We start from the raw sequence: 24708 nt of genomic DNA on the forward strand, positions 1-24708 counted from the left end.
AGTCGGTCGTCGATGAGGTTTGTCATGCCTTCGGCCTCCCCCGCTCCCAGAAGCTGGGTCCGACCGGCTCGTGGAAGTCGCTCGTCGCGATCAGGTAGCCCTCGGAGTCGAGCCCGATGGGCAGCTGCGGCAGCGGCCGAGCCGCCGGGCCGAAGATCACCTTGGCGGCGTCGAGCGCGTCGAACGTCGACTGGTGGCACGGGCACAGGATGTGGTGCGTCGTCTGCTCGTACAGCGCGGCCGGGCAGCCGACGTGCGTGCAGATCTTGGAGTAGGCGATGATCCCGCCGACGTTCCAGTTCTCCCGGCCCTTCTTGACCTTGAGCTGGTCCTCCGGGACGTTGATCAGCAGCACCGTGGCCTTGGCGAGCTCGTCGAGGTTGTCCTCGGCGCCCTCCGGGATCACGGTGATGATGCTGCCCGGCGAGTTGAAGTCGGACGGCTTCAGCGGCTGACCGGTGCCGTCGACGACGAGGCGGGTGCCCTTCTTCCACGAGGTGTGGCGGAGCTTCTTCTCCGGCAGCGGGCCCATGTCGCGCAGCAGGATCACCGGGATCAGGCCCAGCGGGGCGGAGGCCAGCAGCAGCGTGCGCCGCAGGAGCGGCCGCTTGGTGAGGCCGCTCTCCTCGGTGCCCTGCAGGAAGTACCGGTTGAAGACCTGCCGGTCCTCCTGCGGTGAGGACAGCTCGTGCCGCTCCTGGACGATCTCCTTGGTCGTCATCAGATGACGGACCCAGATCGTCATGCCGATCGCCATACCGAGGAAGATCACCGTCAGCGCGCTGCCCAGCGCGTAGTTCGAGTGCATCGCCCGGTCGACGTCGTCGTTGCCGACGTGGCCTGGCCAGACGGCGTAGAAGACGATGAACGCGACGCCCGCGAGGAACGTCAGCGTGAAGAAGAACGCGACCGCGCGCTCGGCCCTGCGTGCCTTGGCCGGGTCGAGCACGTACTGGTCGTGGTCGCCCTCCCCGCCCTTCTCCTCGGACGGCAGCAGGTCATGACCCTGCACCTGCGGCGGCGTGCCGATGACGCGCTTGGGCGTGCGCTCCTCCTCCTCGGAGGGCGCGCCGTGGTTGTCGTTGGTATCAGACATTGTTCTTCTTCTTGGGCTTCCTGGCGGTGATCCACATGGCCGCGATGATGATCAGTCCGAGGCCGAGCAGCCAGCCTGCGAGGCCCTCGGCCACCGGGCCGACGCGGCCGAGGCCGTTGCCGCCCGGGTTCGGCTCGGAGCGGGTCTGGGTGACGTACGCGATGATGGCGCGCTTCTGCGCGGGCGTCAGCGTCGTGTCGTTGAAGACCGGCATCGCCTGCGGACCGGTGATCATGGCCTCGTAGATCTGCCGGGGCGTCGCCTTGTTCAGCGGCGGAGCGTACTTGCCTCCGGTCAGCGCGCCGCCCGAGCCGGCGAAGTTGTGACACTGCGCGCAGTTGGCCCGGAAGAGCTTCCCGCCCATGGCCGCGTCCCCGGTCTCCGGGTTGGCCTGGTCCGCCGACGGGACCTCGGGGCCGCCGCCGAGAGAGGCGATGTACGCGGCGATCTGCCGCGTCTGCTCCTCGTTGAAGACCGGCTTCTTGCGCGGAACCTGCGCGCCGAGGCTCATGGCGGGCATCCGCCCGGTGCTGACCTGGAAGTCGACCGAGGCCGCGCCGACGCCGAGGAGGCTGGGCGCGTTCTTCGTGCCCTCGGCGTTCGCGCCGTGGCAGCTCGAGCAGGCCTGGTTGAACAGCTGCTTGCCCTTGGCCACGTCCTGGTCCGACGCCGCGGCGGCGGCCGCCTGTGCCCGGTCAGAGCTCGGCGAAACACCGGCGTAGGCGACGCCGATGATCGCGAGCGCGGCCAGCACAACGGCGTAGCCCGCCCACGGGCGCCGTCGCCATGCGGTGATCCATTTCACGAAAAGATCCCTCGTTCTGGGTCAGGTGAAGATCTTGTCGATCCCGTAGATGGTGAAGAACAGCCCCACCCAGACCGCATCGACAAAGTGCCAGTAGTAGGACACGACGATGGCGCTCGTCGCCTGCTCATGTGTCCAGCGCTTCGCGGCGTACGTGCGTCCAAGCATGAAGATGAACGCGATCAGTCCACCGGTCACGTGCAGGCCGTGAAAGCCCGTCGTCAGGTAGAAGACCGAGCCGTACGCGCTGCTGGAGATCGTCGTGCCCTCGCCGATGAGAGTGCGGTACTCATTCAGCTGGCCGGCCACGAAGACCGCGCCCATCAGGAAGGACAGGACGTACCACTCGCGCAGACCCCACCGCTTGAGGTTGAAGAGCGACCCCAGGCGCCTGACCTGCCCGCGCTCCGCGGCGAACACGCCCATCTGGCAGGTCACACTGGACATCAGCAGGATGAAGGTGTTGGCCGAGGCGTACGGGATGTCCAAGTGGGCCTGGGGCCACGGGCCGCCGTCCCCCTTGGTCACCGACCGGATCGTGAAGTACATCGCGAACAGCGCCGCGAAGAACATGAGCTCAGACGACAGCCACACGATCGTGCCCACGCTTACGAGGTTGGGCCGGTTGGCGTGGGACCGGGGTGCCGTTTCTGTCGCGGTTGCTGTTGCCACGGGCAGCATTATTGCGGCACCTCTCGGTGCTTCGTGCAGGACCCCCCTGTGGAGGCGATTCCGCTCCTCACGAGGCGCATCCGGGCACGCCGGGGCGGGCGGCCGGACCGGCGGTGTCATCTCCCGGTAGCATCGGCTCGTATCCCGCGACCACGTCACCCATGGATGAGCCGATGAGCACCGAAGAGACCATGAAGGTCCTCGTATACAGCGACGACGCGAACACCCGCAATGAGGTCATGCTCGCGATCGGCCGCCGTCCCGCGCCCGGCCTGCCGAAGGTCGAGTTCGTCGAGGTCGCGACGGAGCCCGCGGTGTTTGTCCACCTCGACCGGGGCGACATCGACGTGGTGATCCTCGACGGTGAGGCGCGCCCGGCCGGCGGCATGGGCATCGCCCGGCAGGCCAAGGACGAGATCTACCACTGCCCGCCGATCATGGTGATCATCGCCCGCCGCGACGACGGCTGGCTGGCGACCTGGTCCCGCGCCGACGCCGTGGCGAGCCAGCCGATCGACCCGGTCGCGCTCGCCGAGGGCGTCGCCGACCTGATGCGCCGCCGCCTCGAGGGGCACGTCGGCGACTCCGACCCCCGCCTTTCCCTCCAGTAGCCGTCCGCTCCCCGAAGGGGCACCCATGGACCCGCGTACGACGTGGCCCGCGCTGCTCAACGCGCTGATCGACGGAGAGTCGCTGTCGTCGGACGAGACCGTCTGGGCGATGAACGAGATCATGTCGGGCCAGGCGACCGACGTGCAGATCGCCGGTTTCGCCGTCGCGCTGCGCGCCAAGGGTGAGACCGTCGCCGAGGTCGCCGGGCTCGCCGAGGGCATGCTCGCGCACGCACGGCCCATCACCGTCCCGGGGCCGGCGGTCGACCTCGTCGGCACGGGCGGCGACCGGGCGCACACCGTCAACGTCTCCACGATGGGCGCGATCGTCGCGGCGTCCGCGGGCGCGCGCATGGTCAAGCACGGCAACCGCGCCGCCTCGTCCTCCTGTGGGGCGGCGGACCTCCTCGAGGAGCTCGGCGTCGTCATCGACCTGCCCCCGGAGGCGACGGCGCAGGTCGCGGACGAGGTCGGCATCACGTTCTGCTTCGCGCCGCTCTACCACTCCGCGCTGAAGTACGCGTCCAAGACGCGGGGCGAGCTGCGGGTTCCGACCGTCTTCAACTTCCTCGGACCGCTCACCAACCCCGCGCGTCCCACCGCTCAGGCGGTCGGGGTCTTCCACCCGCGCATGGCGGGGATCATCGCCGGGGTGTTCGCCGAGCGGGGCTGCTCGTCGCTGGTGTTCCGCGGCGACGACGGGCTGGACGAGCTGACGACCACGTCGACGTCGATCATCTGGGTGGTCCGCGACGGCACCGCCACCGAGACCGTCTTCGACCCGGCCGACCTCGGCATCCCCCGCGCCACCCCCGACGACCTGCGCGGCGCCGACGCCGCCCACAACGCCAGGGTGGCCCACGCGGTGCTGGGCGGCGAGCACGGGCCCGTGCGCGACATCGTGGCCCTGAACGCCGCTGCGGCGCTCGTGGCCGCGGAGGGCACCCCGCCGGCGGACGCGCTGACCGCGGCCCTCGCCGACGCGTACGCCCGCGCCCTGCGGGCGATCGACTCCGGAGCGGCCACCGCCCTGCTGGACCGCTGGATCGCCGCCACGCAGCGCCGAGCGCGTTCCTGACACGTCCCCCGTACGGCGGCGTGAACGACGCCCTGGCCCCCTTTACAGCCGAAGGCCGGCACCGCGTCCGCGGTGCCGGCCTTCCGTGCGTACGGGGGCTTCTCAGTGCGAGAAGTGGCCCCGGTAGTACTCGAAGACGAACCCGATCGCGGCGAGCACGACCCCGAGCATGCCGATCATCAGCAGCCACCAGCCGAACACGGCGCCGAGAGCGGCGGTCGCGGCGGCCAGCGCCGTGAACAGCGGCCACCAGCTGTGCGGGCTGAAGAAGCCCAGCTCGCCGGCGCCCTCGGCGATCTCCGCCTCCTTGTCGTCCTCCGGCCGCGGGTCGATCCGCCGGCCGGTGAACAGGAGGTAGAAGCCGGTCAGCCCGGCCAGCCCGATCGTCAGGGCCAGGGCCGTCGTACCGGTCGGGTCGTGCGACCACAGCCAGTAGATGACGTCCATGATCGCGAAGAACAGGGCGCAGAAGACGAACAGGTAACCCTCGATCTTCATGTCAGTCCTCCGCCCCGGCGGCGGCCTTCACCGCGGGCTTTTCCTCGTGCGGGTAGTGCAGGTCGAACGCCGGCCGCTCGGAGCGGATCCTCGGGATCGACGTGAAGTTGTGCCGCGGCGGCGGGCAGGAGGTCGCCCACTCGAGCGAGGCGCCGAAGCCCCACGGGTCGTCGACGTCGACCCGCTTGCCGCTCTTGGCGGTGATGAAGACGTTCCACAGGAACGGGATCATCGACACGGCGAGGATGAACGCGCCGATCGTCGAGACGACGTTCAGCGAGGTGAACTCCTTGGCGTAGTCCGGGACCCGGCGCTGCATGCCCTCCGCGCCCAGCCAGTGCTGGACCAGGAAGGTGGTGTGGAAGCCAATGAACAGCAGCCAGAAGTGGATCTTGCCGAGGGTCTCGTTGAGCATCTTCCCCGTCATCTTGGGCCACCAGAAGTAGAAGCCCGCGAACATGGCGAACACCACGGTGCCGAACAGCACGTAGTGGAAGTGCGCGACGACGAAGTAGGAGTCGTTGAGCTGGAAGTCCAGCGGCGGCGAGGCCAGGATGATGCCGGTCAGACCGCCGAACAGGAACGTCACCAGGAAGCCGAGCGACCAGAGCATCGGCGTCTCGAACGTCAGATGCCCGCGCCAGATCGTGCCGACCCAGTTGAAGAACTTCACGCCGGTCGGGACCGCGATCAGGAACGTCATGAACGAGAAGAACGGCAGTAGCACCTGGCCGGTGGGGAACATGTGGTGCGCCCACACCGTCACGGACAGGCCCGCGATCGCGATCGTGGCGCCGACCAGGCCGATGTAGCCGAAGACCGGCTTACGGCTGAACACCGGCAGGATCTCGGTGATGATGCCGAAGAACGGCAACGCGACGATATAGACCTCGGGATGGCCGAAGAACCAGAACAGGTGCTGCCAGAGCATCGCACCGCCGGTGGCCGGGTCGAAGACGTGCGCGCCGAGCTTACGGTCGGCCTCCAGGGCCAGCAGCGCGGCGGCCAGCACCGGGAACGCCATCAGCACGAGGACCGAGGTCAGCAGGATGTTCCACGTGAAGATCGGCATCCGGAACATCGTCATGCCGGGCGCCCGCATGCAGAAGATCGTGGTGATGAAGTTGACGCCACCGAGGATCGTGCCGAGGCCGGAGAGCGTCAGACCCATGATCCACAGGTCGCCGCCGACCTCCGGGGACCGGACGATGTCCGAGAGCGGCGTGTAGGCGTACCAGCCGAAGCTGGCGGCGCCGCCCGGCGTGAGGAACCCGATGAGCGTGATGCTGCTGCCGAACAGGAAGAAGTAGAAGCTCAGCATGTTCATGCGCGGGAACGCCACGTCGGGCGACCCGATCTGCAGCGGCATGATCACGTTGCCGAAGCCGATGAACAGCGGCGTCGCGAACATCAGCAGCATGATCGTGCCGTGCATCGTGAACAGCTGGTTGAACTGCTCGGCGCTCATGATCTGCAGGCCCGGCTTGGCCAGCTCGCTGCGCATGAGCAGCGCCATGATGCCGCCGATGCCGAAGAACACGAACGACGTGATCAGGTACATGTACCCGATCACCTTGTGGTCCGTGGACGAGAGCCACGACACGAGGACGCGGCCCTTGCTCGGCCGCGGCCGGAAGGCCGGGGCGGAGGGGGTGGAATGAGTGATGGTGGTGGTCACTGAGCGCTCCCGCTCGCCTGGTGGCTCGAGATGAACTGCTGGAACTCCTGCGGCGAGACGATCTTCACCTGGAAGAGCATCCGACTGTGGTCGACACCGCAGAACTCAGCGCAGCGTCCCTCGAACGTTCCCGTCTTGGTCGGGGTGACCTCGAAGTCCTCGCCGCTCTTGGCTCCGGGGAGGATGTCCCGCTTGAAGATGAACGAGGGTACCCAGAAGGAGTGGATGACGTCGGTCGAGAGGAGGTGGAACCGCACCTTCTGTCCGACCGGGATCACAAGCACGGGCTTGTCGTTGCCGTCGGGGGACGTGGGCTGACCGACGATCGGCTTGGTGTGGTACTGCGGATAGTCGAACTGCCAGCTCCACTGGAAGGCGGTCACGTTCACCTGGGTGACCTGACTCGTCGACGTGCTGCTGCTGACCTTGTTGAGATACGTCTCGTCGCGCGCGGTGAAGTAGAACAGCACCGCGATGATGATGAACGGCACGACGGTGTAGAGCATCTCGATCGGCAGGTTGTACCGCACCTGCGGCGGCAGCTGGTCGGAACGCTTGCGGTGGAACAGCACCGCCCAGATGATCAGCCCCCAGACCAGCGCACCCACGGCGAACGCCGCGATCCAGGACCCCTGCCAAAGGGTCACGACGCGCTTGGCCTGCTCGGTAACCGGCGTCGGCAGACCGAGACGCTTTTCCTGGTCGGAGCACGCCGTCGTGGCGAGCGCCAGCATCGAGAGCGCCGCAGCGCCCAGCAGGATGCGCCGACGCGGGCTCGGCGCTCCAGTGCGCGCGGGCATGTGCCGCTTCCTACGGCGGGTCGGACTCACGGATTGCCTTCCCACGATGAAGCCCGAATCACCGGGCGATCAGTTCGATGTTCACGCTTGTCGACCAAACATTAGCGTGAGGGTCGCGGACACCCATGTGGGACCCCCATTAGTGTCTGTTCCGTGGCCTACTTCGATGCGGCGTCCACCGAACCTCTGCATCCGGCGGCCCGGGAGGCCCTGATCACAGCCCTGGACGGCGGCTGGGCCGACCCGCAGCGGCTCTACGGCGACGCGCGGCGCGCCCGGCTCCTGCTCGACCAGGCGCGAGCCAAGATCGCCGTCGCGTTCGGCGTACGGCCCGACGAGACGTTCTTCACGACCTCCGGCACCCAGGCGGTGCACCTGGCGATGCTCGGCGCGCTGTCGGCGCGCCGGCGGACCGGCCGGCACCTCGTCGTCAGCGCGGTCGAGCACTCCAGCGTGCTGCACACCGCCGCGCTGCACGAGCGGGACGGCGGGAAGGTGACGACGGTCGGCGTCGGCCGTACGGGACGCGTCGACCCGGAGGAGTTCACGGCGGCACTGCGCCCCGACACGGCGCTGGCCTGCCTGCAGTCGGCCAACCACGAGGTCGGCACCCTCCAGCCCGTCGCCGAGGTGGCCGAGGCGTGCCGGGCGGCGCGGGTCCCGCTGTTCGTCGACGCCGCCCAGTCCGCTGGGCGCGCCGAGGTCCCGGCCGGCTGGTCGCTGCTGGCCGCCAGTGCCCACAAGTGGGGCGGTCCGCCGGGCGTCGGCGTGCTCATCGTCCGCAAGAACACCCGGTGGCGGTCGCCGCTACCGGAGGACGAGCGGGAGGGCCGCCGGGTCCCCGGGTTCGAGAACGTCCCGGGCGCGGTGGCCGCCGCGGCGGCCCTGGGGGCGTACGCCGCGGAGCTGGACCGCGACGGGCCCCGGCTGTCCGCGCTCGTCGACCGGATCCGCGAACGCGTGCCCCACCTCATCGAGGACGTCGAGGTCATCGGCGATCCCGTGCTCCGCCTCCCCCACCTGGTGACCTTCTCGTGCCTGTACGTCGAGGGCGAGGCGCTCCTGACCGAACTCGACCGACTCGGTTTCGCCGTTTCTTCCGGCAGTTCCTGTACGGCCGATACGCTGCGTCCCAGCCATGTTCTGGAGGCGATGGGGGTGATTACCCATGGGAACGTCCGGGTATCGCTCCCTCGCGGCACAAGCGCGACGGATGTCGACCGGTTTCTGGCGGTTCTTCCCGGCGCCGTGGCCCGCCTCCGCCGTACGGCAGGGGTGACCAGTCAGTGAATAGGGAGATCATGCGATGGGGCTGAGGCGCCGCCGGGCCGAGCGGGAGACCCCCCGGGAGGCGACCCCCCCCGGCGTACCACGGACCCATGCCGGTCCTGACCATCGACGCGCTGGGCCGCAAGTGCCCGATTCCCATCATCATGCTGGCCGAGCGCATCCACGAGGTGCCGGTCGGCCAGATCATCGCCGTGCAGGCCGACGACGTCGCCGCCCGCACCGACGTTCCGGCCTGGTGCCGCATGAAGTCCCAGGACTTCGTCCGCGAGGAGACGCTCCCCCGCGGCTGGGCGTTCCACATACGCCGTAATTACTGAACCGAGCGCGGTTCGCGGGCGCCCGATGCGTCCTGCGCCGTCTCGTCGCCGCTCCGCGGTCCAGATGATGGGGTGCGCTCGCTCCGGTCCGGTCGTGAGCGGAGCGAGCGCTGGAGGGGCGGCTCAGAGGTGCTCGGCGACCTCGCCGGCGGCGTCCTTGCCGTACGCGTCGGCGAAGCGCTCGACGAAGTGCTCGCCGTGCAGGGTGTACTCCTGGGGTCCGGCGACCTCCAGGGCGTGCGCGGCGAGGAGGTTGCCGGCCTGGGCAGCGCGCTCGAGGGACAGGCCCCAGGACAGCGCCGTGAGGAAGCCGGCACGGAACGCGTCCCCGACGCCCGTCGGCTCGACCTTCTTGACCTCGGGGGCCGCGTCGACGTGCAGGCTCGGCTCGCCGGCGCGGTCGATCCGGACGCCCTTCGGGCCGAGCGTGGTCACGCGGACCCCGACGCGGGACAGGATCTCCTCGCTCGACCAGCCGGTCTTCTGCTCGCAGAGGGACTTCTCGTACTCGTTGGTGAACAGGTACGCGGCGCCGTCGATGAGCTCACGCACGTCGTCCATGCGGGCGAGCTGCTGCGAGGGGTCGGCCGCGAACGGGATGCCGCGGGACCGGCACTCCTCGGTGTGCCGGATCATCCCCTCGGGGTCGTCGGCCCCGATGAGGACCAGGTCGAGACCGCCGACCCGGTCGGCGATCGGCTGCAGCTCGATCTGGCGGGCCTCGCTCATCGCGCCGGCGTAGAAGGACGCGATCTGGTTGTGGTCCTGGTCGGTCGTGCACAGGAACCGGGCCGTGTGGTGGAGTTCAGACACGTGCACCGAGGACGTGTCGACACCGTGCCGCTCCAGCCAGGAGCGGAAGTCGGCGAAGTCGTCGCCCACCGCGCCGACGAGGATCGGGCGCTGGCCGAGGAGGCCCATGCCGTAGCAGATGTTGGCCGCCACGCCGCCGCGCCGGATCTCGAGCTCGTCCACGAGGAACGACAGGGAAACGGTGTGCAGCTGATCGGGGATGAGCTGGTCCGCGAACCGGCCCGGGAAGCTCATCAGATGGTCGGTTGCGATGGAGCCGGCAACAGCGATGCGCACGACGTCGATCTCCTCGTCGGTTCGGCGACCCCGTCATTGCCGCGAGGCCGTCTCGAATGGCGGTCCAAACCCGGCAAGGCTACTGCCTCACCGGCTCCGAACACGCCAGATGCCCGTGTCCGGGGGACCCGGTCACGGGCATCATCGCGCACAGCCTTTAAGCCTCGATGTCAGGAGGCCTTAAGGCTAGTGGAACGAGTCGCCGCAGGCGCAGGAGCCACCGGCGTTCGGGTTGTCGATCGTGAAGCCCTGCTTCTCGATGGTGTCCACGAAGTCGATCGTGGCGCCCGTGAGATACGGCACGCTCATCCGGTCGACGCGGACGTTGAGGCCGTTGAAGTCCTGGAGGAGGTCACCGTCCACCTCGCGGTCGTCGAAGTAGAGCTGGTAGATCAGGCCCGAGCACCCCCCCGGCTGGACCTGCACGCGAAGCGCAAGGCCTTCCTCGCCCTGCTGCTCGAGCAGGCTCTTGGCCTTCGCCGCCGCGGCGTCGGTGAGGACCACGCCCTGCTGCGTGCTGGTCTCGGCTGGAACCGTCATGTGCAGACTCCCGATTGGCTCGGTCGCTCCGTGGCGGCCGTCGTCGTTGCTTGCCTCTTCGCACAACGTACCCGCTACAGGGAGGCATTCCCCAATGGGCGGGTTCTTTCACGACGGTCTCAGGCGGCTTGACCACCGCCGCGTACGATGACGTATCGTCAGAAAGACGATAAGTCTGCCCAAGGGAGCCTCCCAGTGACGATCGACATCGGCAGTCCCCTGCTGCTCCTCGGCCGCGGGGCCGACCCGGCGAGCGAACGCGGCGTCAACTGCCCCGGCGACCTGCCGCCCGCCTCGGACCCGGCCCTGGTGGAGCGGGCCCGCGCGGCGAAGGCCGCCCTGGGCGACCGGCTGTTCGTGCTCGGCCATCACTACCAGCGCGACGAGGTCATCCAGTTCGCCGACGTGACGGGCGACTCCTTCAAGCTCGCACAGGAGGCGGCCGCCCGGCCGCAGGCCCCGTACATCGTCTTCTGCGGCGTGCACTTCATGGCCGAGTCCGCCGACATCCTGACCTCGCCGGACCAGCGGGTCGTGCTCCCGGACCTGGCCGCCGGCTGCTCGATGGCCGACATGGCGACCTACGACCAGGTCGAGGAGTGCTGGGAGGTCCTGGAGGACGCGGGCATCGCCGACGACGTCGTGCCGATCACGTACATGAACTCCTCAGCCGACATCAAGGCGTTCGTCGGCCGCCACGGCGGCACGGTCTGCACGTCGTCCAACGCGCGCCGCGCCCTCGAGTGGGCGTTCTCCAAGGGTTCGAAGGTGCTGTTCCTGCCCGACCAGCACCTGGGCCGCAACACCGCCGTGCTGGAGATGGGCCTCTCACTGGACGACTGCGTCGTCTACAACCCGCACCGGCCGGACGGCGGGCTCGCCACGGACGACCTGCGCGACGCCACGATGATCCTGTGGCGCGGGCACTGCTCCGTGCACGGGCGGTTCAGCAAGGAGTCCGTCGACGACGTACGGGCGCGGATCCCCGGCGTTAACGTCCTCGTGCACCCCGAGTGCCGCCACGAGGTGGTGCAGGAGGCCGATCACATCGGGTCGACGGAGTACATCATCCGCATGCTCGACGAGGCGCCCGCCGGGTCGGCATGGGCCGTCGGCACCGAGCTGAACCTCGTGAAACGCCTCGCCGACCGGCACCCGGACAAGACGATCACCTTCCTCGACAAGACGGTCTGCTTCTGCTCGACGATGAACCGCATCGACCTGCCGCACCTGGTCTGGGCACTGGAGTCCCTGGCCCGGGGCGAGGTCGTCAACCAGATCACCGTCGACGCGGAGACGGCCCGCTACGCCCGCGCCGCCCTCGACCAGATGCTCGCCCTCCCGTAGAGATCCAGCCGATCCCCGGCGGTTGCCACGCCCTATCGGCGACCGCCGGGGACCTCGGCTTCAGCGAAGTCCGAGACGGTTGCGCAAAGCTCTTCGTACGCCGCGCAGGAGAGAAGCACCGCCTCCGGACGGCCGTATCAGCCGAAGATGACGGGCTCGGCATCCGCGCCCTCCCGTACGAGGCGCGCGACGAACTCGGGCAGCCGTCTGCGCGCCTCCGACAGATTGTATACGGCCATAAGCGGAATGTAGCTGGATCGGGCGGTCGCATGCGCCCTAAAGGCGGAGGCGGTGGGCTTCGTCGAAGAGGGCGGACTCGGCGAGGCGGGTGGTGACGTAGGCGGTCACGGCGGCGGCCGCGAGTTGCATGTACATCACGACGATCTGGTAGCGGATCGCGGTCAGGGGGTCGACGCCGCCGAGGATCAGGCCGGTCATCGCGCCGGGCAGGGTGATCAGGCCGACCACCTTGGTCGAGTCGATGACGGGCAGCAGGGCGGTGTGCAGCGCGTCGCGCGTGTGCGGCAGGAACGCCTCACGGGCGGTCAGGCCGAGGGACAGGCGGGCCTCGATCGCGGCCCGGCCGGTGGTCACCGCGTCGCGTACGCGCCGCAGGGCGAGCCCCGCGGCCTGCATCGAGGCTCCGATGATCATCCCGGCCACGGGGACGACGACGCGGGCCTGGGCCTGGATGACGTCGAGCAGGACCAAGGCCAGCAGGGTGGTGCCGCCGCCCGCGGCCAGGCCGGCGGTGGCCGCCACCCGTGACCGGGGGACGCCGGAGCCGCGCCGCCCGGCGACCTGGCCGGCGATCAGGACCATGATCGCGGCCCAGGCGAACGCGCCCGGCAGCCCGGCGTACCGGAAGATCGCGAGGAGCAGCGCCCCGACGGCGATCAGCTGGACGCCCGCGCGGACGACGGCGACGATCAGCTCGCGGGTGATCCGGAGCCGGGCCCGCGCCACGATCGCGAGCGCGACGGCGACGAGGGCGAGCGACGCGACGACGCCCGGCCACGACGGGACGTGCACCTCGTGGCTCACGGCGACGCCCGGCCACGACGGGACTTTCATCTCGTGGCTCACGGCGACGCCGCGGCCCTCAGGTAGCCGACGTCCCCGGGAGGGCCCTGCTCCTCGAGGCGGCCGGCGCGCAGGACGAGCACGTCGTCGGCGAGCCTCCGGGCCTGACCGGTGTCGTGGCTGACCAAGACGGCCGTGCCCCCTGCCGCGCTCAGGTCGCTCACGACGTCCTCGATCGCCTCGGCGCTGGCCCGGTCGAGGGCGGAGGTGGGCTCGTCGAGGAGGAGGACCTCGGGGTGGAGCGCCAGTGCCCGGGCCAGGCAGACCCGCTGCGCCTCGCCTCCGGACAGTCCGGCGGTCGGCCGCTCGGCGAAGGCCGGTGGCAGGCCGGCCGTGGCGAGGAGAGAACGGGCCTCCTCCTCCGCCAGGTCGGGGCGGCCCACCCGGAGGTCGTCCAGGACGGTGTCCGTCAGCAGGGTCGGCTGCTGGGCGACGAGACCGACGCGGCGGCGCAGCGCCAGGACGTCCAGCGCCGGGAGCGGCGTGCCGTCCAGCAGGACGCGGCCGGTGGTCGGGTCCAGCATCCGGTTGAGCAGGCGCAGCAGCGTCGACTTGCCGGCGCCGCTGGGCCCGGCGATCGCCGTGCAGCCTCCGGACCGGATGGTCGCGGTGATGTCCTGGAGGATGGCCGTGTCGCCGCGGCGCACGCCCACGGCCTCCAGGACGAAGGTCACAGCCCGGGCGCGCCCCATACCGGGAACCACCGGCCCAGGTCGTCCTCGACCGGCAGGTCGGCGCCGACCGCGCCGCGCACCTGCAGCTCGAGGGCGTTGTCGCGTTTCTCGCCCGGCAGCGGGGCGAAGGGGTAGAAGGTGCCGCGCTTGTAGAGGTAGACGAGGCCGAAGCGCTTGGCGTCCGGCCCGGTGAACGCGACCAGTGAGCACAGCAGCTGCGGGCCGAATCCGCCGGACTCCAGCGCGGCGTTGACCGCGTGGAGGTCGGTGACGAGCCCTTCCAGGTCGTCGGCCGCGTGCCGGGCGACCAGCCACGTGTAGCCGTAGGAGTCGGAGGTCAGCTCGACCTTGGGCCCGTCGCCGGCGTCGAGGAGCTCGCGTACGTCCTTCTCGATCTGCGCGAACGCCGCGCCCTCGGCCGCCCGGAAGCAGACGGCGCCCACCCCGGTCGGGGTCAGCCCGGCCGCGGCCTCCAGGGTGATGGCCGCGGTCGGCAGCGCGAACAGCCGGTCGAGGTCGGGCTTCTTCGGCTTCGACCGGCCCAGCAGCGTGTCGAGGAACCCCATGTCAGACTCCCTGGCCCGGCGGCGGTGCGTACCCCGCGTCGCGCATCTCAGACTCCCTGGCCGAGCTGCGCGGAGATCTTGGCGAGCTGCTGCAGCCGCTGGTCCAGCGACGGGTGGGTGGAGAAGAGCGTCGAGATACTGAAGCCCTTGGTGAAGGCCGGCGCGAAGTAGAAGGCGTTGAACGGCTCGGCGGCCCGCAGGTCCTTGGTCGGGATCCGGGACATCTCACCGGTGACCTTGGTCAGGGCCGCCGCCAGGGCGGACGGCCGACCGGTGAGCAGCGCCGCGGCGCGGTCCGCCGACAGCTCACGGTAGCGCGACAGCGCGCGGGTCAGCAGGAAGCTGATGGCGTAGACGGCCGCGCTGACGCCGATGACGATCAGCAGCACCATCGCGGTGCTCTGGTCGTTGTTGTTGCGGTCGCGGCTGCTGAAGCCGCCCCACAGGCCCCACTCGAGGCCGAAGCGGGTCAGCAGGCCGGCCAGGATGCCGAGGAACGACGCGATCGTCATGACCGCGACGTCGCGGTGCGCGACGTGGGACAGCTCGTGGGCGAGCACGCCTTCGAGCTCGACCGCGTCGAGCCGCCGGAGCAGGCCCGTGGTGACGCACACCACGGCGTTCTCCTGGTTGCGGCCGGTGGCGAAGGCGTTGGGCACGTCGGTGTCCGCGATCGCCACCCGCGGCTTCGGCATATCGGACATGGCGCAGATCCGGTCGATCACGCCGTGGAGCTCCGGTGCCTCCTCCGCCGACACGATCCGCCCGTGCATGGCGAAGAGGGCGAGCCGGTCGGAGAAGAAGTACTGGGCGAGGAGGAAGGCCACGGCGATGACCAGGACGACCAGCCAGAGCCGTGGCACGAACACGAAGAAGAACCCGACGAAGGCGACGTAAAGCAACCCCAGCAAGAACATCGTCAGCAGCATGCGCGATGTGAGCCCTCGGTCGGGCGCGAAGCGCGAGCGCTCCATTGTGTCCCCTTCCTCCCCGTCCGACACGCTTTGCAGTTACAACGTCCGGACTAGCCCGCTTTGTGCCTGCGGGATCAGTCGGGGATGAGACCCTCGTCGCCCAGCATCGCGCGGACCTCGTCCATGGTCGCGTCCGCGGGCGGGAGGATCAGGTCCGACGGCTCCAGATCCTCCGGCGGCAGCGGCTTGCCCACCTTGCGCACCCGCTCCAGCAGCGCGTGCAGCGCGCCGCGGAACTGCGCCTCGTCGCCGGACTCGATCGCCTTCTCGAGCTCGGCGTCCAGGTCGTTGAGGGCCGACAGGTCGCCGTCGGCGACGTCGAGCTGGCCCTCGCCCATCAGCCGGACGATCACTGGCCCTCCCCCGGCTGGTGCGGCCGCTGAGCCTGCTGCGGGGCGTGCTGCTGGGGCTGGGGCTGAGCCTGTCCCGGCGCGGCGTCGAGCTGCTTGGGCGCCTCGGCCATGCCGAGCTCGGCCTTCATCCGCTCCAGCTCGAGGTCCACCCCGGGGCCGGAACCCATGCGGTCCAGCTCGGCCTGGATGTCGTCGCGCGGGCCGGAGTAGTCCTCCAGAGCACCCGAGGCGAGCAGGTCGTCGATGGCGCCGGCGCGCGCCTTCATGTTCTCGGTCTTCTCCTCGGCGCGCTGGATCGCCAGGCCGACGTCGCCCATCTCCTCGGAGATGCCGGAGAACGCCTCGTTGATCTTGGTCTGCGCCTCGGCCGCGGTGTAGGTGGCCTTGATGGTCTCCTTGCGCGTACGGAAGGAGTCGACCTTGGCCTGCAGGCGCTGGGAGGCGAGTGTGAGCTTCTCCTCCTCGCCCTGCAGCTGCTGGTACTGCGCACGCAGGTCGCCCAGCTGGCTGTCCAGGCCCGCCCGGCGTTCCAGCGCCGCGCGGGCGAGGTCCTCCCGGCCCACCTGCAGCGCCTTCCTGCCCTGGTCGGTCAGCTTGTTCTGCTGCTGCTCGAGCTGGTTGATCTGCAGCTCCAAGCGCTTGCGGGACGTGGCGACGTCCGCGACGCCGCGCCGTACCTTCTGCAGCATCTCAAGCTGACGCTGATAGGAGTAGTCAAGGGTCTCCCGAGGATCTTCCATTCTGTCCAGCGCCTTGTTGGCCTTGGACTTGAAGATCATCGACATACGCTTCATCACGCTCATCGCGCGTGGCCGGTCCCTTCTCTGCTGATGCCTCGCAAACGCTGCTGGGGTTCGCTGACCACCCTACGCGTTAACGCTCAAGACAGTCATTATGTTCGCCGCGAGCGCCGGTAGGCTGATCTGCGTGTTCCGACGTCGTACTGATACCGCCACCGAGGAGCCCTCCACCACCCCCGAGGTCGTCAAATCGGGAGGGAAGGGCCGCCCCACGCCCAAGCGCAGCGAGGCACAGAAGCGCAACCGCCAGCCGATCACCGCGCCGCGCACCCGCAAAGAGGCCTACGCGCAGGCCCGCCAGCGGCAGTCCAAGGACCGCCAGAAGGTCAAGGAGGGCATGGCGCGCGGCGACGACCGCTACCTGCCCAAACGCGACCAGGGCCCGGCCCGCCGGCTCGCCCGCGACTTCGTCGACTCGCGGCGCACGTTCGGCGAGTTCTTCATGTACCTCACCCTGCTGATCCTCCTGGTCGCCATGGTCGCGCCGCTGACGATCAAGGGCTACGTCTACACTTTCGCCTGGCCGGTCATGCTCGTGCTGATCATCGGTGAGTCGATCCTCCTCGGCCGCCGGGTGAAGAAGCTCGCGCTGGAGCGCTTCCCCGACGACAACCTGCGAGGGCTCGGCTTCTACACCGCGACCCGCTCGATGCAGATCCGCCGGTTCCGGATGCCGCAGCCGCGCCTGAAGCCGGGGCAGAAGGATCAGGTCTGACCCTGCCGTTCTAGGGTTTCGAGCATGGAGTTCCGTCATTTGGGCCGCAGCGGCCTCAAGGTCAGCGAAATCTCGTACGGCAACTGGATCACGCACGGCTCCCAGGTGGAGGAGGACGCCGCGAAGGCGTGCGTCCAGGCCGCCCTCGAGGAGGGCATCACCACCTTCGACACGGCGGACGTGTACGCCGGCACACGCGCGGAGGAGGTCCTCGGCCGGGCGCTGAAGGGACAGCGGCGCGAGTCCCTGGAGATCTTCACCAAGGTCTACTGGCCCACCGGTGACGGCCCGAACGACCGCGGCCTGTCCCGCAAGCACATCTTCGAGTCGATCCACGGCTCGCTGCGCCGCCTGCAGACCGACTACGTCGACCTGTACCAGGCGCACCGGTTCGACCACGAGACTCCGCTCGAGGAGACCCTCAAGACCTTCGACGACCTCGTACGCCAGGGCAAGGTGCTCTACATCGGCGTGTCGGAGTGGCGCGCCGAGGAGATCGCGCGGGCCCTGAAGATCGCCGACGAGATGGGCTTCGACCGGATCGTGTCGAACCAGCCGCAGTACAGCATGCTCTGGCGGGTGATCGAGACCGAGGTCGTCCCGCTGTGCGAGAAGGAGGGCGTCGGGCAGATCGTCTGGTCGCCGATCGCCCAGGGCGTGCTGACCGGCAAGTACCAGCCCGGCGCCGCCCCGCCCGCGGGGTCGCGCGCCACCGACGAGAAGAGCGGCGCGGCGTTCATCCGGCGGCTCATGGACGACGAGGTGCTGACCCGCGTGCAGCGGCTCAAGCCGCTCGCCGAGGAGGCGGGCCTGTCGATGGCGCAGCTCGCCGTCGCCTGGGTCCTGCAGAACCCCAACGTCTCCTCCGCCATCATCGGCGCGTCCCGCCCGGAGCAGGTGCGCGACAACGTGAAGGCGGCCGGCGTCACGCTCGACGCCGGACTGCTGCAGCGCATCGACGAGATCCTCGAGCCGGTCACCGAGCGCGACCCGGCCAAGACGGTCAGCCCGTCGCAACGCCCCTAGGGCGGCTCCTCACGCTCGGGGGTGCCGCCGTACGGTCGGTTCGTCCGCGCCGCCCCCGGCGGCCGGTGCCGTGCCGCCCGGGCCGGTCTCCTGGTCCGGGCGGAGGGCTCGCGCCACCGCTCCATGCCGGGCGCGGAGAACGTCCAGGACCATGCTCTTGAGCGTCAGCTGGCCGCGCTCGAGCTCGGCGGCCATGGCTGTGAGGTGCTCGGCCACGTGCTCCAGGTCCTTCCGCGCGAGGTCGCGTTCAGTGATCACCGCGGCGAGCAGGAACGTGGTCAGCGCGACGGTGCCGTTGAACAGCTGCAGGTTCAGCATGGCGTGCAGCAGCCCGCCGTTCACGAACGGATGAGAGTGGTGCACCGCGGCGAACGTCGCGCTGACCGAGACGACGAGGACGCAGGACGCGGCGCCGAGATGCCCGAAACGGAAGGCGGCCCAGATCAGGAAGGGGAAGACGAGGAACAGCAGGTGAAGCGAGACCACGGTGACGAAGACCGTGACGGCCAGCGTGCCGGCGAGCAGCACCACGGCCTCCGCCCAGCGGGCCGCGCCGAACCTGGGCAGGCCCGTATGCCGGACCGCCATCACCAGCGGCACGACCACGAGCACGCCCATCGTGTCGCCGGTCCACCAGACCGCCAGCGTCGAGGGCGATCCTGCGGCGTGCACCGCGCCGGCCAGCGCCAGCGCCAGCGTCCCCGCGGCGGCGCTGACGAGCATGCCGGCGAACGCTCCGAGGAAGATCAGCGCCAGGGCGTCTCTCAGCCGGTCCATCTCGCAGCGGAAGCCCACCGCGCGCAGGAGGAGGACGGAGCACACGGGGGCCAGCGTGTTGCCCGCGGTGATCATCAGGACGGCGGGCAGCGTCGGGCCGAGCCCGGCGTTCACCGCGAACGCGGCCAGGGCGATGCCCGGCCAGGTCCGCTGGCCGAGCAGCATCAGACAGCAGACGGCGACGCCGGTCGGCAGCCAGAGCGGGGTGACCTGCTGGTGCACGAGGGCCAGCAGCAGCCCGATCCTCGCCGTCCCGTAGTACAGGGCGGCGGTGACCAGGATCCACAACGCCGCGCAGGCCGCCTGCCGAAGCCGTGCACAGCCGATACCGGCGACGGCGTACACCGACCTGTCCCATCGGCGGGGCGTCGTGCGCGCATGACCCGCCATGATGCTCACCCTACTCCGCCGACATGGCGAGAAAGGGACGGAGGCGCAGGTCAGAGCCGCTGGACGCGACCCCGGCTCTCCGTGATCAGCCGTCTTCGGGGTGCAGGCTCATCGGGCCGTACTCCTTGCGCCCGTCCTCCAACAGGGTGACCTGATCGACGCCCGCCGCCAGAAGGCCCCGCCAGTTCTCCCCCACCCAGGACTCCGCGTCGGCCTGCGTGGTCCAGGTCTCGTCGCCGAAGCCGGAGGGCTCCACCGGCGTCCCGTCGGCCTTCTCGTACCGCCAGCTCCAGGGCATCGTTCTCCTCACTCTCGTCCGGGCTCGTCCGGCTCAGCCGGCGGCCTCGACCGCGCGCCGCAGCCCGTCCGCGCTCAGCATGTCACTCGTGGTCAGCTTCGTGTTGTTCACCATGACGGTCGGCGTGCCACTGATGCCGCCTTGGATGGCCTGCCGGCTCCACGTTCCCACGTCCGAGGCGTACCGCTGGCCGCGAACGCAGGAGGCGAAGCCGGAGCCGGTGATCCCGGCAGCGGCACCGTACGACACCAGGTCGGCGATGGGGTACCCGTTCGAGCTCTCCGCCGGCTGGTGCGCGAAGAGCTGGTCCTGGTAGGCGAGCCAGCGGACGCCGTCGGGGGCACACCAGGCCGCGGCCGCCGCTCGCGTGGAACTGCTCGCCATCGGCTCGGTGCTGAAGATCACCATGGGGTGGTAGACGACCTTGGCCTTGCGTTCCCTCGCGAGGCTCTTGAGGGTCGCGTCGTTGGCGTCGTGGACCGTCTTGCAGGGCGGACACTGGAAGTCCTCGTAGACGTCCACCACCGGACGGGACACCCCTGAGGCGGCCATCGTCACGGTGCCGCCGGTGTCCATGGTGACCGTGACGCCGCCGGGCAGCGTGCCCGCCCGATCGCCGCCGCCGTCCTTGCGGAACAGCAGGAAGCCGGCGACCGCCACGCCGACGACGAGAACCAGCCCGCCCGCGACCAGTCCGATGATCAGCCCACCCCGGCCACGGGACGGCGTGCCGTACGGCGCCGGCATGCCCGGCCCGTACGCGCCGTACGGCGCACCCGGACCGTACGGCCCCGGCGGCGGTCCGTAGGCCGGGCCGGCGCCGGGAGGCGGGTACGGACCCGATCCCGGGTCGGTGGGCGGATACGGACCCGATCCCGAGCCGGGAGGCGCGTACGGTCCCGGCCCCGGGTCAGAGGGCGGATACGGGCCCGGTCCGCCGCCGGGAGGCGCGTACGGTCCCGGCCCCGGGTCAGAGGGCGGATACGGGCCCGGTCCGCCGCCGGGAGGCGCGTACGGTCCCGATCCCGGGTCAGAGGGCGGATACGGGCCCGGTGCGGCCCCGGGGGGCGGGTACGGGCCCGGTCCGGGCGGTGTCTCGTACGAGGATCCCCCGTGCTGCGGCCCGTAGGGCGAGGACCCCGGCTGCGGACCTCCGGGCGAGGGGGTGCCCTCCGGCGGCTGCCAGGGATCTTGGGGGATGTCACTCATGATCCGCAGGCTACCTCTCCGGGCGGTTTTGACGTGTTCAGCCCGCCATGGTCAACTCATCGACAGCAGCACACGCGCCGTCGCGGGGGAAGCCGGTCCAAGTCCGGCGCTGACCCGCAACCGTAGGCCGCCCGGGCGTTCGCCGGGCCGCGAGCCGGAATGCCCGCGCCGACGCGAGCGGCTCCGCTGTTCCGTCGTGGTCTGCGGATGGAGTCCGGGCGCGTCCGGCACTTGGCGCGCCCGCTTCACCGTGGACCGCCCTGCCCTGAGAAAGGCGTCCATGCCGAAGATCGCAGCCGGTCTCCTCGCCTCAGCCCTGATGTTCGCGCCCATGCCCGCCGCGCGCGCCGACGCCGTGGCGTTCTGGGGGTACTGGCAGGCGAAGGGCGACAAGTGGGCCTTCGCCACCACGGGCCCGGCCCAGGCCCATCCCAAGGACGGCGCGGTCGAGGGCTGGCGGTTCGCCAAGTCCAGCGGCAACACCGGCACCCCGCCGCGCGACAAGCCGGACTTCGCCGCGATCTGCAGCCCTGCTTCGGCTCCGGCGGGCAAGAAGCGCGTCGCCGTCGTGGTCGACTTCGGCGACGCGGCCGACGCCCCGAAGGACCAGCATCCGCAGGCGGCCGTACGGAACTGCGCGACGGTCCCGGAGGCCGCCACCGGTACGGACGTGCTCACGGCGGCGGGCCTGCGGACGCAGGCCGACAAGAGCGGGCTGATCTGCGCCATCGACGCGTTCGGGCCGTGCGGCAGCCCTGCTCGGATCACCCTGCACGCGACCGCGTCGCCGGCCGCCGGGAAGAAGGACAAGGGCGGGTCCGGCACGCCGGTCGGCCTGTACGCCGGGGTCGGGCTCGTCGTGATCGTCGCCGCGGGTGGCGGGGCGGTCGCGTGGCGCCGGTCCCGCCGGTGAGCCGGCGGCTGCATCCCGGCGCCTGGTGGCTGTGGGCGCTGGGGCTCGCGACGGCGGCCACGCGGACGACCAACCCCCTGCTCCTCCTGCTGGTCGGCGCGGTCACCGGAACGGTCGTGGCGGTTCGCCGCACGGACGACCCATGGGCCCGGGCGTACGGGATGTTCCTGCGGATCGGGCTGGTCGTGGTCGTCATCCGGGTGGTGTTCGGCGCGGTGTTCGCGGCGCAGGTCCCGGGAACGACGCTGGTCACGCTCCCCTCGGTGACCCTGCCGTCGTGGCTGGCGGGGATCCGCGTCGGCGGGCCGGTGACCGCCGAGGGCCTGGCCGTCGCGGGGTACGACGCGCTGCGGCTCGCGACCGTCCTGGTCTGCGTCGGAGCCGCCAACGCGCTGGCGGCGCCGAGCCGGCTGCTGAAGTCCGTTCCCGGGGCGCTGTACGAGGTGGGCGTCGCGGTGGTGGTGGCGATGACGTTCGCGCCCCAGGCGGTGACGCACGTACGGCGGGTGCGGAACGCGCAGCGCCTGCGAGGCCGCTCCGCTCGCGGCATCCGCGGCCTGGGGCGGCTCGCCATGCCGGTCCTGGAAGGCGCGCTGGACCGGTCGGTGCAGCTGGCCGCCGCGATGGACGCGCGCGGGTACGGCCGCACGGCCGCCGTGCCGCGGGCGCGCCGGCGGGCCACCGCCGCGCTGGTCCTGGGCGGGCTGCTCGCGGTGTGCGCCGGACTGTACGGGCTGCTGGACGGGCAGGCGCCCGCGCTGCTCGGCACGCCGATGCTGATCCTCGGGTCGGTCTGCGCGGCGGCCGGGCTGTGGCTCGGCGGCCGCCGCTCGCCGCGGACCCGCTACCGTCCGGACCCCTGGGCGCTGCCCGAGTGGGTGACCGGCGGCTCCGGCGTGCTGGCCGCCGCCGCGATGACCGTCGCGGGTCTCGCCGGCGCGGACGGCCTGCGGCCCCCGCCGGGGACCGCGCCCGGGCTTCCGCCGCTGCCGGCCGCCGGAGTACTGCTCGCCCTCGCCCCGGTCCTCCTCCGAGGGGGCAGAGCGTGATCCGTTTCGACCGGGTCGGCTTCCGCTACGGCACGACGCCGGTCCTCACGGACGTCGATCTCGAGATCGAAGAGGGCGAGCTGTGCCTCGTCGCCGGGCGTACCGGCACGGGCAAGTCCACACTGCTGCGCGCCGTGAACGGCCTGGTCCCCCACTTCACCGGCGGCGTGCTGACCGGCCGGGTGACCGTCGCGGGGCGGGACACCCGCGATCATCCGCCACGTGAGCTCGCCGACGTCGTCGGCTACGTCGGGCAGGACCCGCGCGCCGGGTTCGTCTCCGACATCGTCGAGGAGGAACTGGCGTACGGGATGGAATCCCTCGGCCTGCCCCCGGACGTCATGCGCCGGCGTGTCGAGGAGACGCTGGACCTGCTCGGGCTGGCCGGACTGCGGGACCGGCCCCTCGGCACGCTGTCCGGCGGCCAGGCGCAGCGGGTGGCGATCGGCTCGGTGCTGACCACCCATCCGAAGGTGCTCGTTCTGGACGAGCCGACGTCCGCCCTGGACCCGGTGGGGGCCGAGGACGTCCTGGCGACCCTGCAGCGCCTGGTACACGACCTCGGCCTGACGGTGATCCTCGCCGAGCACCGGCTCGAACGGGTCGTTCACCTGGCCGACACGACGGTGCTGCTGTCCGGCGACGGGTCACCGCCCGTCCACGGCCCGACCGCGGAGATCATGGCGGAGTCCCCGGTGGCGCCGCCCGTCGTCCGGCTGGGCCGCCTGGCGGGCTGGTCGCCACTCCCCCTGTCCGTACGAGACGCCCGGCGCGCCGCCGCCCCCCTCCGCGCACGCCTCGCCGACGCACCGCCGCCCGGACGAGACGCCCCGCGGACCGGCGCTTTCCCCCGCGAGGGTCACTCCGACGCGCCGCCCGGACGAGACGCCCCGCATACCGGCGCTTCCCCCCGCGAGGGTCACTCCGACGCGCCGCCTGGGACGCCGCCCGTACGGGAGGCCCGCCATACCGGCGTTTCCCCCCACGATGCTCGCGCCGAACCGCCGCCTGCGGCGCCGCCCGGACGAGAGGCCCGGCATACCGGTGCCTCGCTTCGCGGGGGTCGCGCCGGTGCGTCGTCGCCCGAGGGTGAGGCCGCACAGGTGCCGGCCTCTGTGCGTGGGCTGGAGGTCCGGTACGGCCCGGTGACGGCGCTGCGCGGCGTCGATCTGTCCGTCACGCCAGGAGAGGTGATCGCGCTCATGGGGCGGAACGGGGCCGGCAAGTCCTCGCTGCTCAGCGCCCTGGTCGGCCTGGTCCGCCCGGCCGGCGGGCGGGTCCGGGTCGGGGGCGTGGTGCCGCATGAGACGCCGCCGCGGGTCATGGTGCGGAAGGCCGGCCTCGTGCCGCAGGACGCCGCCGACCTGCTGTACGCCGAGACGGTCGCGGCCGAGTGCGCCGCCGCCGACCGTGACATGGGGGCGGAGCCGGGCGCCTGCCGCGCCCTTCTCGACCACCTCGCGCCCGGGGTCGACGAGACGCTCCACCCGCGCGATCTCTCCGAGGGCCGGCGGCTGGCGCTCGCGCTGGCCGTCATCCTCACCGGGCGGCCGCCGCTGATCCTGCTCGACGAGCCGACGCGCGGCCTCGACTACACCGCCAAGGGCCGCCTCGTGGAGATCGTCCGCGACCTCGCCGCCGACGGCCACGCGGTCGTCCTGGCCAGTCACGACGTCGAACTGGTCGCCGAGATCGCGACGCGGACGGTCGTCGTCGCCGAGGGTGAGATCGTCGCCGACGGGCCGACCGGCGAGGTCGTGGTGGGCTCTCCCGCGTTCGCCCCGCAGGTCGGCAAAATCCTGGCCCCGGTCCCGATCCTCACGGTGGACCAGGCGCGGGAGGCGATGGCATGGGAGTGAGCCCGATCTCCGCGGGCGCGGTCGGGGGCCGCGGCATGGGCGTGGGCCCGATCAGCCGGCGCGTGCGGTCCGGGGATGGCGGCTTGGACGCGAACTCGATCAGCCCGCAGGCGCGGTCCGGGGACGGCGGTATGGGTATGAGCCCGCTCTCCGCGGATGCGGTCAGGGGCCGCAGCCTGGACGCGAACCCGATCAACCCGC

Annotated in this window: 27 protein-coding genes; 10 read left to right on the top strand and 17 right to left on the bottom strand. The window is 71.0% G+C overall.

Annotation, left to right across the window (positions count from 1 at the left end; translation table 11 throughout):
- Positions 1 to 22: 22 nt before the first annotated feature.
- From qcrA to ctaE, 3 genes are read right to left on the bottom strand one after another with little or no spacing between them, the layout of a single operon-like run.
- Positions 23 to 1096 carry a cytochrome bc1 complex Rieske iron-sulfur subunit gene (gene qcrA / locus ACYVF7_RS43535; protein WP_460351828.1) on the bottom strand — a complete coding sequence of 358 codons (1074 nt, stop codon included), beginning with the start codon at positions 1094 to 1096 and terminating at the stop codon, positions 23 to 25.
- Entirely contained in the window at positions 1089 to 1901 is an 813-nt protein-coding gene (qcrC, locus tag ACYVF7_RS43540; RefSeq protein ID WP_460351829.1) for a cytochrome bc1 complex diheme cytochrome c subunit, read from the bottom strand. Before qcrC ends, qcrA begins: the two co-directional genes overlap by 8 nt.
- A 21-nt stretch (positions 1902 to 1922) precedes the next feature.
- Entirely contained in the window at positions 1923 to 2582 is a 660-nt protein-coding gene (ctaE, locus tag ACYVF7_RS43545; protein ID WP_460351830.1) for an aa3-type cytochrome oxidase subunit III, read from the bottom strand.
- A gap of 164 nt (positions 2583 to 2746) precedes the next feature.
- Between ctaE and ACYVF7_RS43550 the strand changes: the two genes are divergently transcribed.
- Positions 2747 to 3184 (top strand): hypothetical protein, encoded by a 438-nt coding sequence (locus ACYVF7_RS43550; protein WP_360877708.1) that lies wholly within the window; start codon positions 2747 to 2749, stop codon positions 3182 to 3184.
- Between the two features lie 25 nt (positions 3185 to 3209).
- The gene (trpD, locus tag ACYVF7_RS43555) at positions 3210 to 4262 is read left to right on the top strand and encodes an anthranilate phosphoribosyltransferase (protein WP_460351831.1); all 1053 of its coding nucleotides are present in this window, start codon (positions 3210 to 3212) and stop codon (positions 4260 to 4262) included.
- 102 nt (positions 4263 to 4364) lie between these two features.
- On the opposite strand, the gene ACYVF7_RS43560 is transcribed toward trpD, so the two are convergent.
- Genes ACYVF7_RS43560 through ctaC form a run of 3 tightly spaced genes read right to left on the bottom strand, consistent with a single transcriptional unit; the run spans position 4365 to position 7238 of the window.
- On the bottom strand, positions 4365 to 4760 hold the full coding sequence (locus ACYVF7_RS43560) for a cytochrome c oxidase subunit 4 (protein WP_433184576.1): 396 nt from the start codon (positions 4758 to 4760) through the stop codon (positions 4365 to 4367).
- Position 4761: 1 nt separating this feature from the next.
- A complete protein-coding gene (ctaD, locus tag ACYVF7_RS43565; protein WP_460351832.1) occupies positions 4762 to 6438 on the bottom strand; it encodes an aa3-type cytochrome oxidase subunit I in 1677 nt (558 codons plus the stop codon).
- Complete coding sequence (gene ctaC, locus ACYVF7_RS43570) at positions 6435 to 7238, bottom strand: aa3-type cytochrome oxidase subunit II (protein ID WP_460351833.1); 804 nt, start codon at positions 7236 to 7238, stop codon at positions 6435 to 6437. Before ctaC ends, ctaD begins: the two co-directional genes overlap by 4 nt.
- 153 nt (positions 7239 to 7391) lie before the next feature.
- Here ctaC and ACYVF7_RS43575 point away from each other — a divergent pair, with 153 nt between their 5' ends.
- Together ACYVF7_RS43575 and ACYVF7_RS43580 are read left to right on the top strand one after the other, a co-directional pair.
- Positions 7392 to 8528: a cysteine desulfurase family protein gene (locus ACYVF7_RS43575; RefSeq protein ID WP_460351834.1), complete on the top strand. Its 1137-nt coding sequence runs from the start codon at positions 7392 to 7394 to the stop codon at positions 8526 to 8528.
- A gap of 89 nt (positions 8529 to 8617) precedes the next feature.
- Complete coding sequence (locus ACYVF7_RS43580; RefSeq protein WP_345431458.1) at positions 8618 to 8845, top strand: sulfurtransferase TusA family protein; 228 nt, start codon at positions 8618 to 8620, stop codon at positions 8843 to 8845.
- Positions 8846 to 8968: 123 nt separating this feature from the next.
- Here ACYVF7_RS43580 and ACYVF7_RS43585 read toward each other — a convergent pair whose 3' ends face one another.
- Positions 8969 to 9934: a carbohydrate kinase family protein gene (locus ACYVF7_RS43585; protein ID WP_460351835.1), complete on the bottom strand. Its 966-nt coding sequence runs from the start codon at positions 9932 to 9934 to the stop codon at positions 8969 to 8971.
- A 186-nt stretch (positions 9935 to 10120) separates the two neighbouring features.
- On the bottom strand, positions 10121 to 10474 hold the full coding sequence (locus ACYVF7_RS43590) for a HesB/IscA family protein (RefSeq protein WP_345431398.1): 354 nt from the start codon (positions 10472 to 10474) through the stop codon (positions 10121 to 10123).
- Between the two features lie 195 nt (positions 10475 to 10669).
- Between ACYVF7_RS43590 and nadA the strand changes: the two genes are divergently transcribed.
- The gene (gene nadA / locus ACYVF7_RS43595) at positions 10670 to 11821 is read left to right on the top strand and encodes a quinolinate synthase NadA (RefSeq protein WP_460351836.1); all 1152 of its coding nucleotides are present in this window, start codon (positions 10670 to 10672) and stop codon (positions 11819 to 11821) included.
- Positions 11822 to 12097: 276 nt separating this feature from the next.
- Here the strand turns inward: nadA and ACYVF7_RS43600 are convergent, their stop codons facing one another.
- The 6 genes from ACYVF7_RS43600 to ACYVF7_RS43625 all read right to left on the bottom strand — a co-directional run bounded on the left by ACYVF7_RS43600 (position 12098) and on the right by ACYVF7_RS43625 (position 16274).
- Complete coding sequence (locus ACYVF7_RS43600) at positions 12098 to 12895, bottom strand: ABC transporter permease (protein ID WP_460351837.1); 798 nt, start codon at positions 12893 to 12895, stop codon at positions 12098 to 12100.
- A gap of 8 nt (positions 12896 to 12903) precedes the next feature.
- Positions 12904 to 13578, bottom strand: coding sequence for an ABC transporter ATP-binding protein (locus ACYVF7_RS43605; protein ID WP_460351838.1), 675 nt, complete (start codon positions 13576 to 13578; stop codon positions 12904 to 12906).
- Positions 13575 to 14144, bottom strand: a complete 570-nt coding sequence (gene pspAB / locus ACYVF7_RS43610) for a PspA-associated protein PspAB (protein ID WP_460351839.1) — start codon at positions 14142 to 14144, stop codon at positions 13575 to 13577. Before pspAB ends, ACYVF7_RS43605 begins: the two co-directional genes overlap by 4 nt.
- A gap of 47 nt (positions 14145 to 14191) precedes the next feature.
- Complete coding sequence (htpX, locus tag ACYVF7_RS43615; RefSeq protein WP_460351840.1) at positions 14192 to 15118, bottom strand: zinc metalloprotease HtpX; 927 nt, start codon at positions 15116 to 15118, stop codon at positions 14192 to 14194.
- Between the two features lie 74 nt (positions 15119 to 15192).
- A complete protein-coding gene (gene pspAA / locus ACYVF7_RS43620) occupies positions 15193 to 15471 on the bottom strand; it encodes a PspA-associated protein PspAA (protein ID WP_345431406.1) in 279 nt (92 codons plus the stop codon).
- Positions 15468 to 16274, bottom strand: a complete 807-nt coding sequence (locus tag ACYVF7_RS43625) for a PspA/IM30 family protein (RefSeq protein WP_460351841.1) — start codon at positions 16272 to 16274, stop codon at positions 15468 to 15470. Before ACYVF7_RS43625 ends, pspAA begins: the two co-directional genes overlap by 4 nt.
- A 124-nt stretch (positions 16275 to 16398) precedes the next feature.
- On the opposite strand from ACYVF7_RS43625, the gene ACYVF7_RS43630 reads away from it, so the two are divergent.
- Entirely contained in the window at positions 16399 to 16986 is a 588-nt protein-coding gene (locus ACYVF7_RS43630) for a DUF3043 domain-containing protein (RefSeq protein WP_460351842.1), read from the top strand.
- Between the two features lie 24 nt (positions 16987 to 17010).
- Positions 17011 to 18012, top strand: coding sequence for an aldo/keto reductase family protein (locus tag ACYVF7_RS43635; protein WP_460351843.1), 1002 nt, complete (start codon positions 17011 to 17013; stop codon positions 18010 to 18012).
- A gap of 9 nt (positions 18013 to 18021) precedes the next feature.
- Here ACYVF7_RS43635 and ACYVF7_RS43640 read toward each other — a convergent pair whose 3' ends face one another.
- The 3 genes from ACYVF7_RS43640 to ACYVF7_RS43650 form a co-directional block, all read right to left on the bottom strand.
- The gene (locus ACYVF7_RS43640; protein ID WP_460351844.1) at positions 18022 to 19179 is read right to left on the bottom strand and encodes an MASE1 domain-containing protein; all 1158 of its coding nucleotides are present in this window, start codon (positions 19177 to 19179) and stop codon (positions 18022 to 18024) included.
- 85 nt (positions 19180 to 19264) lie between these two features.
- Positions 19265 to 19477, bottom strand: a complete 213-nt coding sequence (locus tag ACYVF7_RS43645; protein WP_460351845.1) for a hypothetical protein — start codon at positions 19475 to 19477, stop codon at positions 19265 to 19267.
- A 33-nt stretch (positions 19478 to 19510) separates the two neighbouring features.
- Complete coding sequence (locus ACYVF7_RS43650) at positions 19511 to 20224, bottom strand: DsbA family protein (RefSeq protein ID WP_460351846.1); 714 nt, start codon at positions 20222 to 20224, stop codon at positions 19511 to 19513.
- Between the two features lie 742 nt (positions 20225 to 20966).
- Between ACYVF7_RS43650 and ACYVF7_RS43655 the strand changes: the two genes are divergently transcribed.
- From ACYVF7_RS43655 to ACYVF7_RS43665, 3 genes are read left to right on the top strand one after another with little or no spacing between them, the layout of a single operon-like run.
- The gene (locus ACYVF7_RS43655) at positions 20967 to 21599 is read left to right on the top strand and encodes an SCO2322 family protein (RefSeq protein ID WP_460351847.1); all 633 of its coding nucleotides are present in this window, start codon (positions 20967 to 20969) and stop codon (positions 21597 to 21599) included.
- Complete coding sequence (locus tag ACYVF7_RS43660) at positions 21578 to 22648, top strand: energy-coupling factor transporter transmembrane component T (protein ID WP_460351848.1); 1071 nt, start codon at positions 21578 to 21580, stop codon at positions 22646 to 22648. The genes ACYVF7_RS43655 and ACYVF7_RS43660 overlap by 22 nt, the downstream gene beginning before the upstream one ends.
- A complete protein-coding gene (locus ACYVF7_RS43665) occupies positions 22645 to 24507 on the top strand; it encodes an ABC transporter ATP-binding protein (RefSeq protein WP_460351849.1) in 1863 nt (620 codons plus the stop codon). The genes ACYVF7_RS43660 and ACYVF7_RS43665 overlap by 4 nt, the downstream gene beginning before the upstream one ends.
- The last annotated feature ends 201 nt before the right edge of the window (positions 24508 to 24708 follow it).

The sequence above is a fragment of the Actinoallomurus acanthiterrae genome (genome assembly GCF_054775715.1).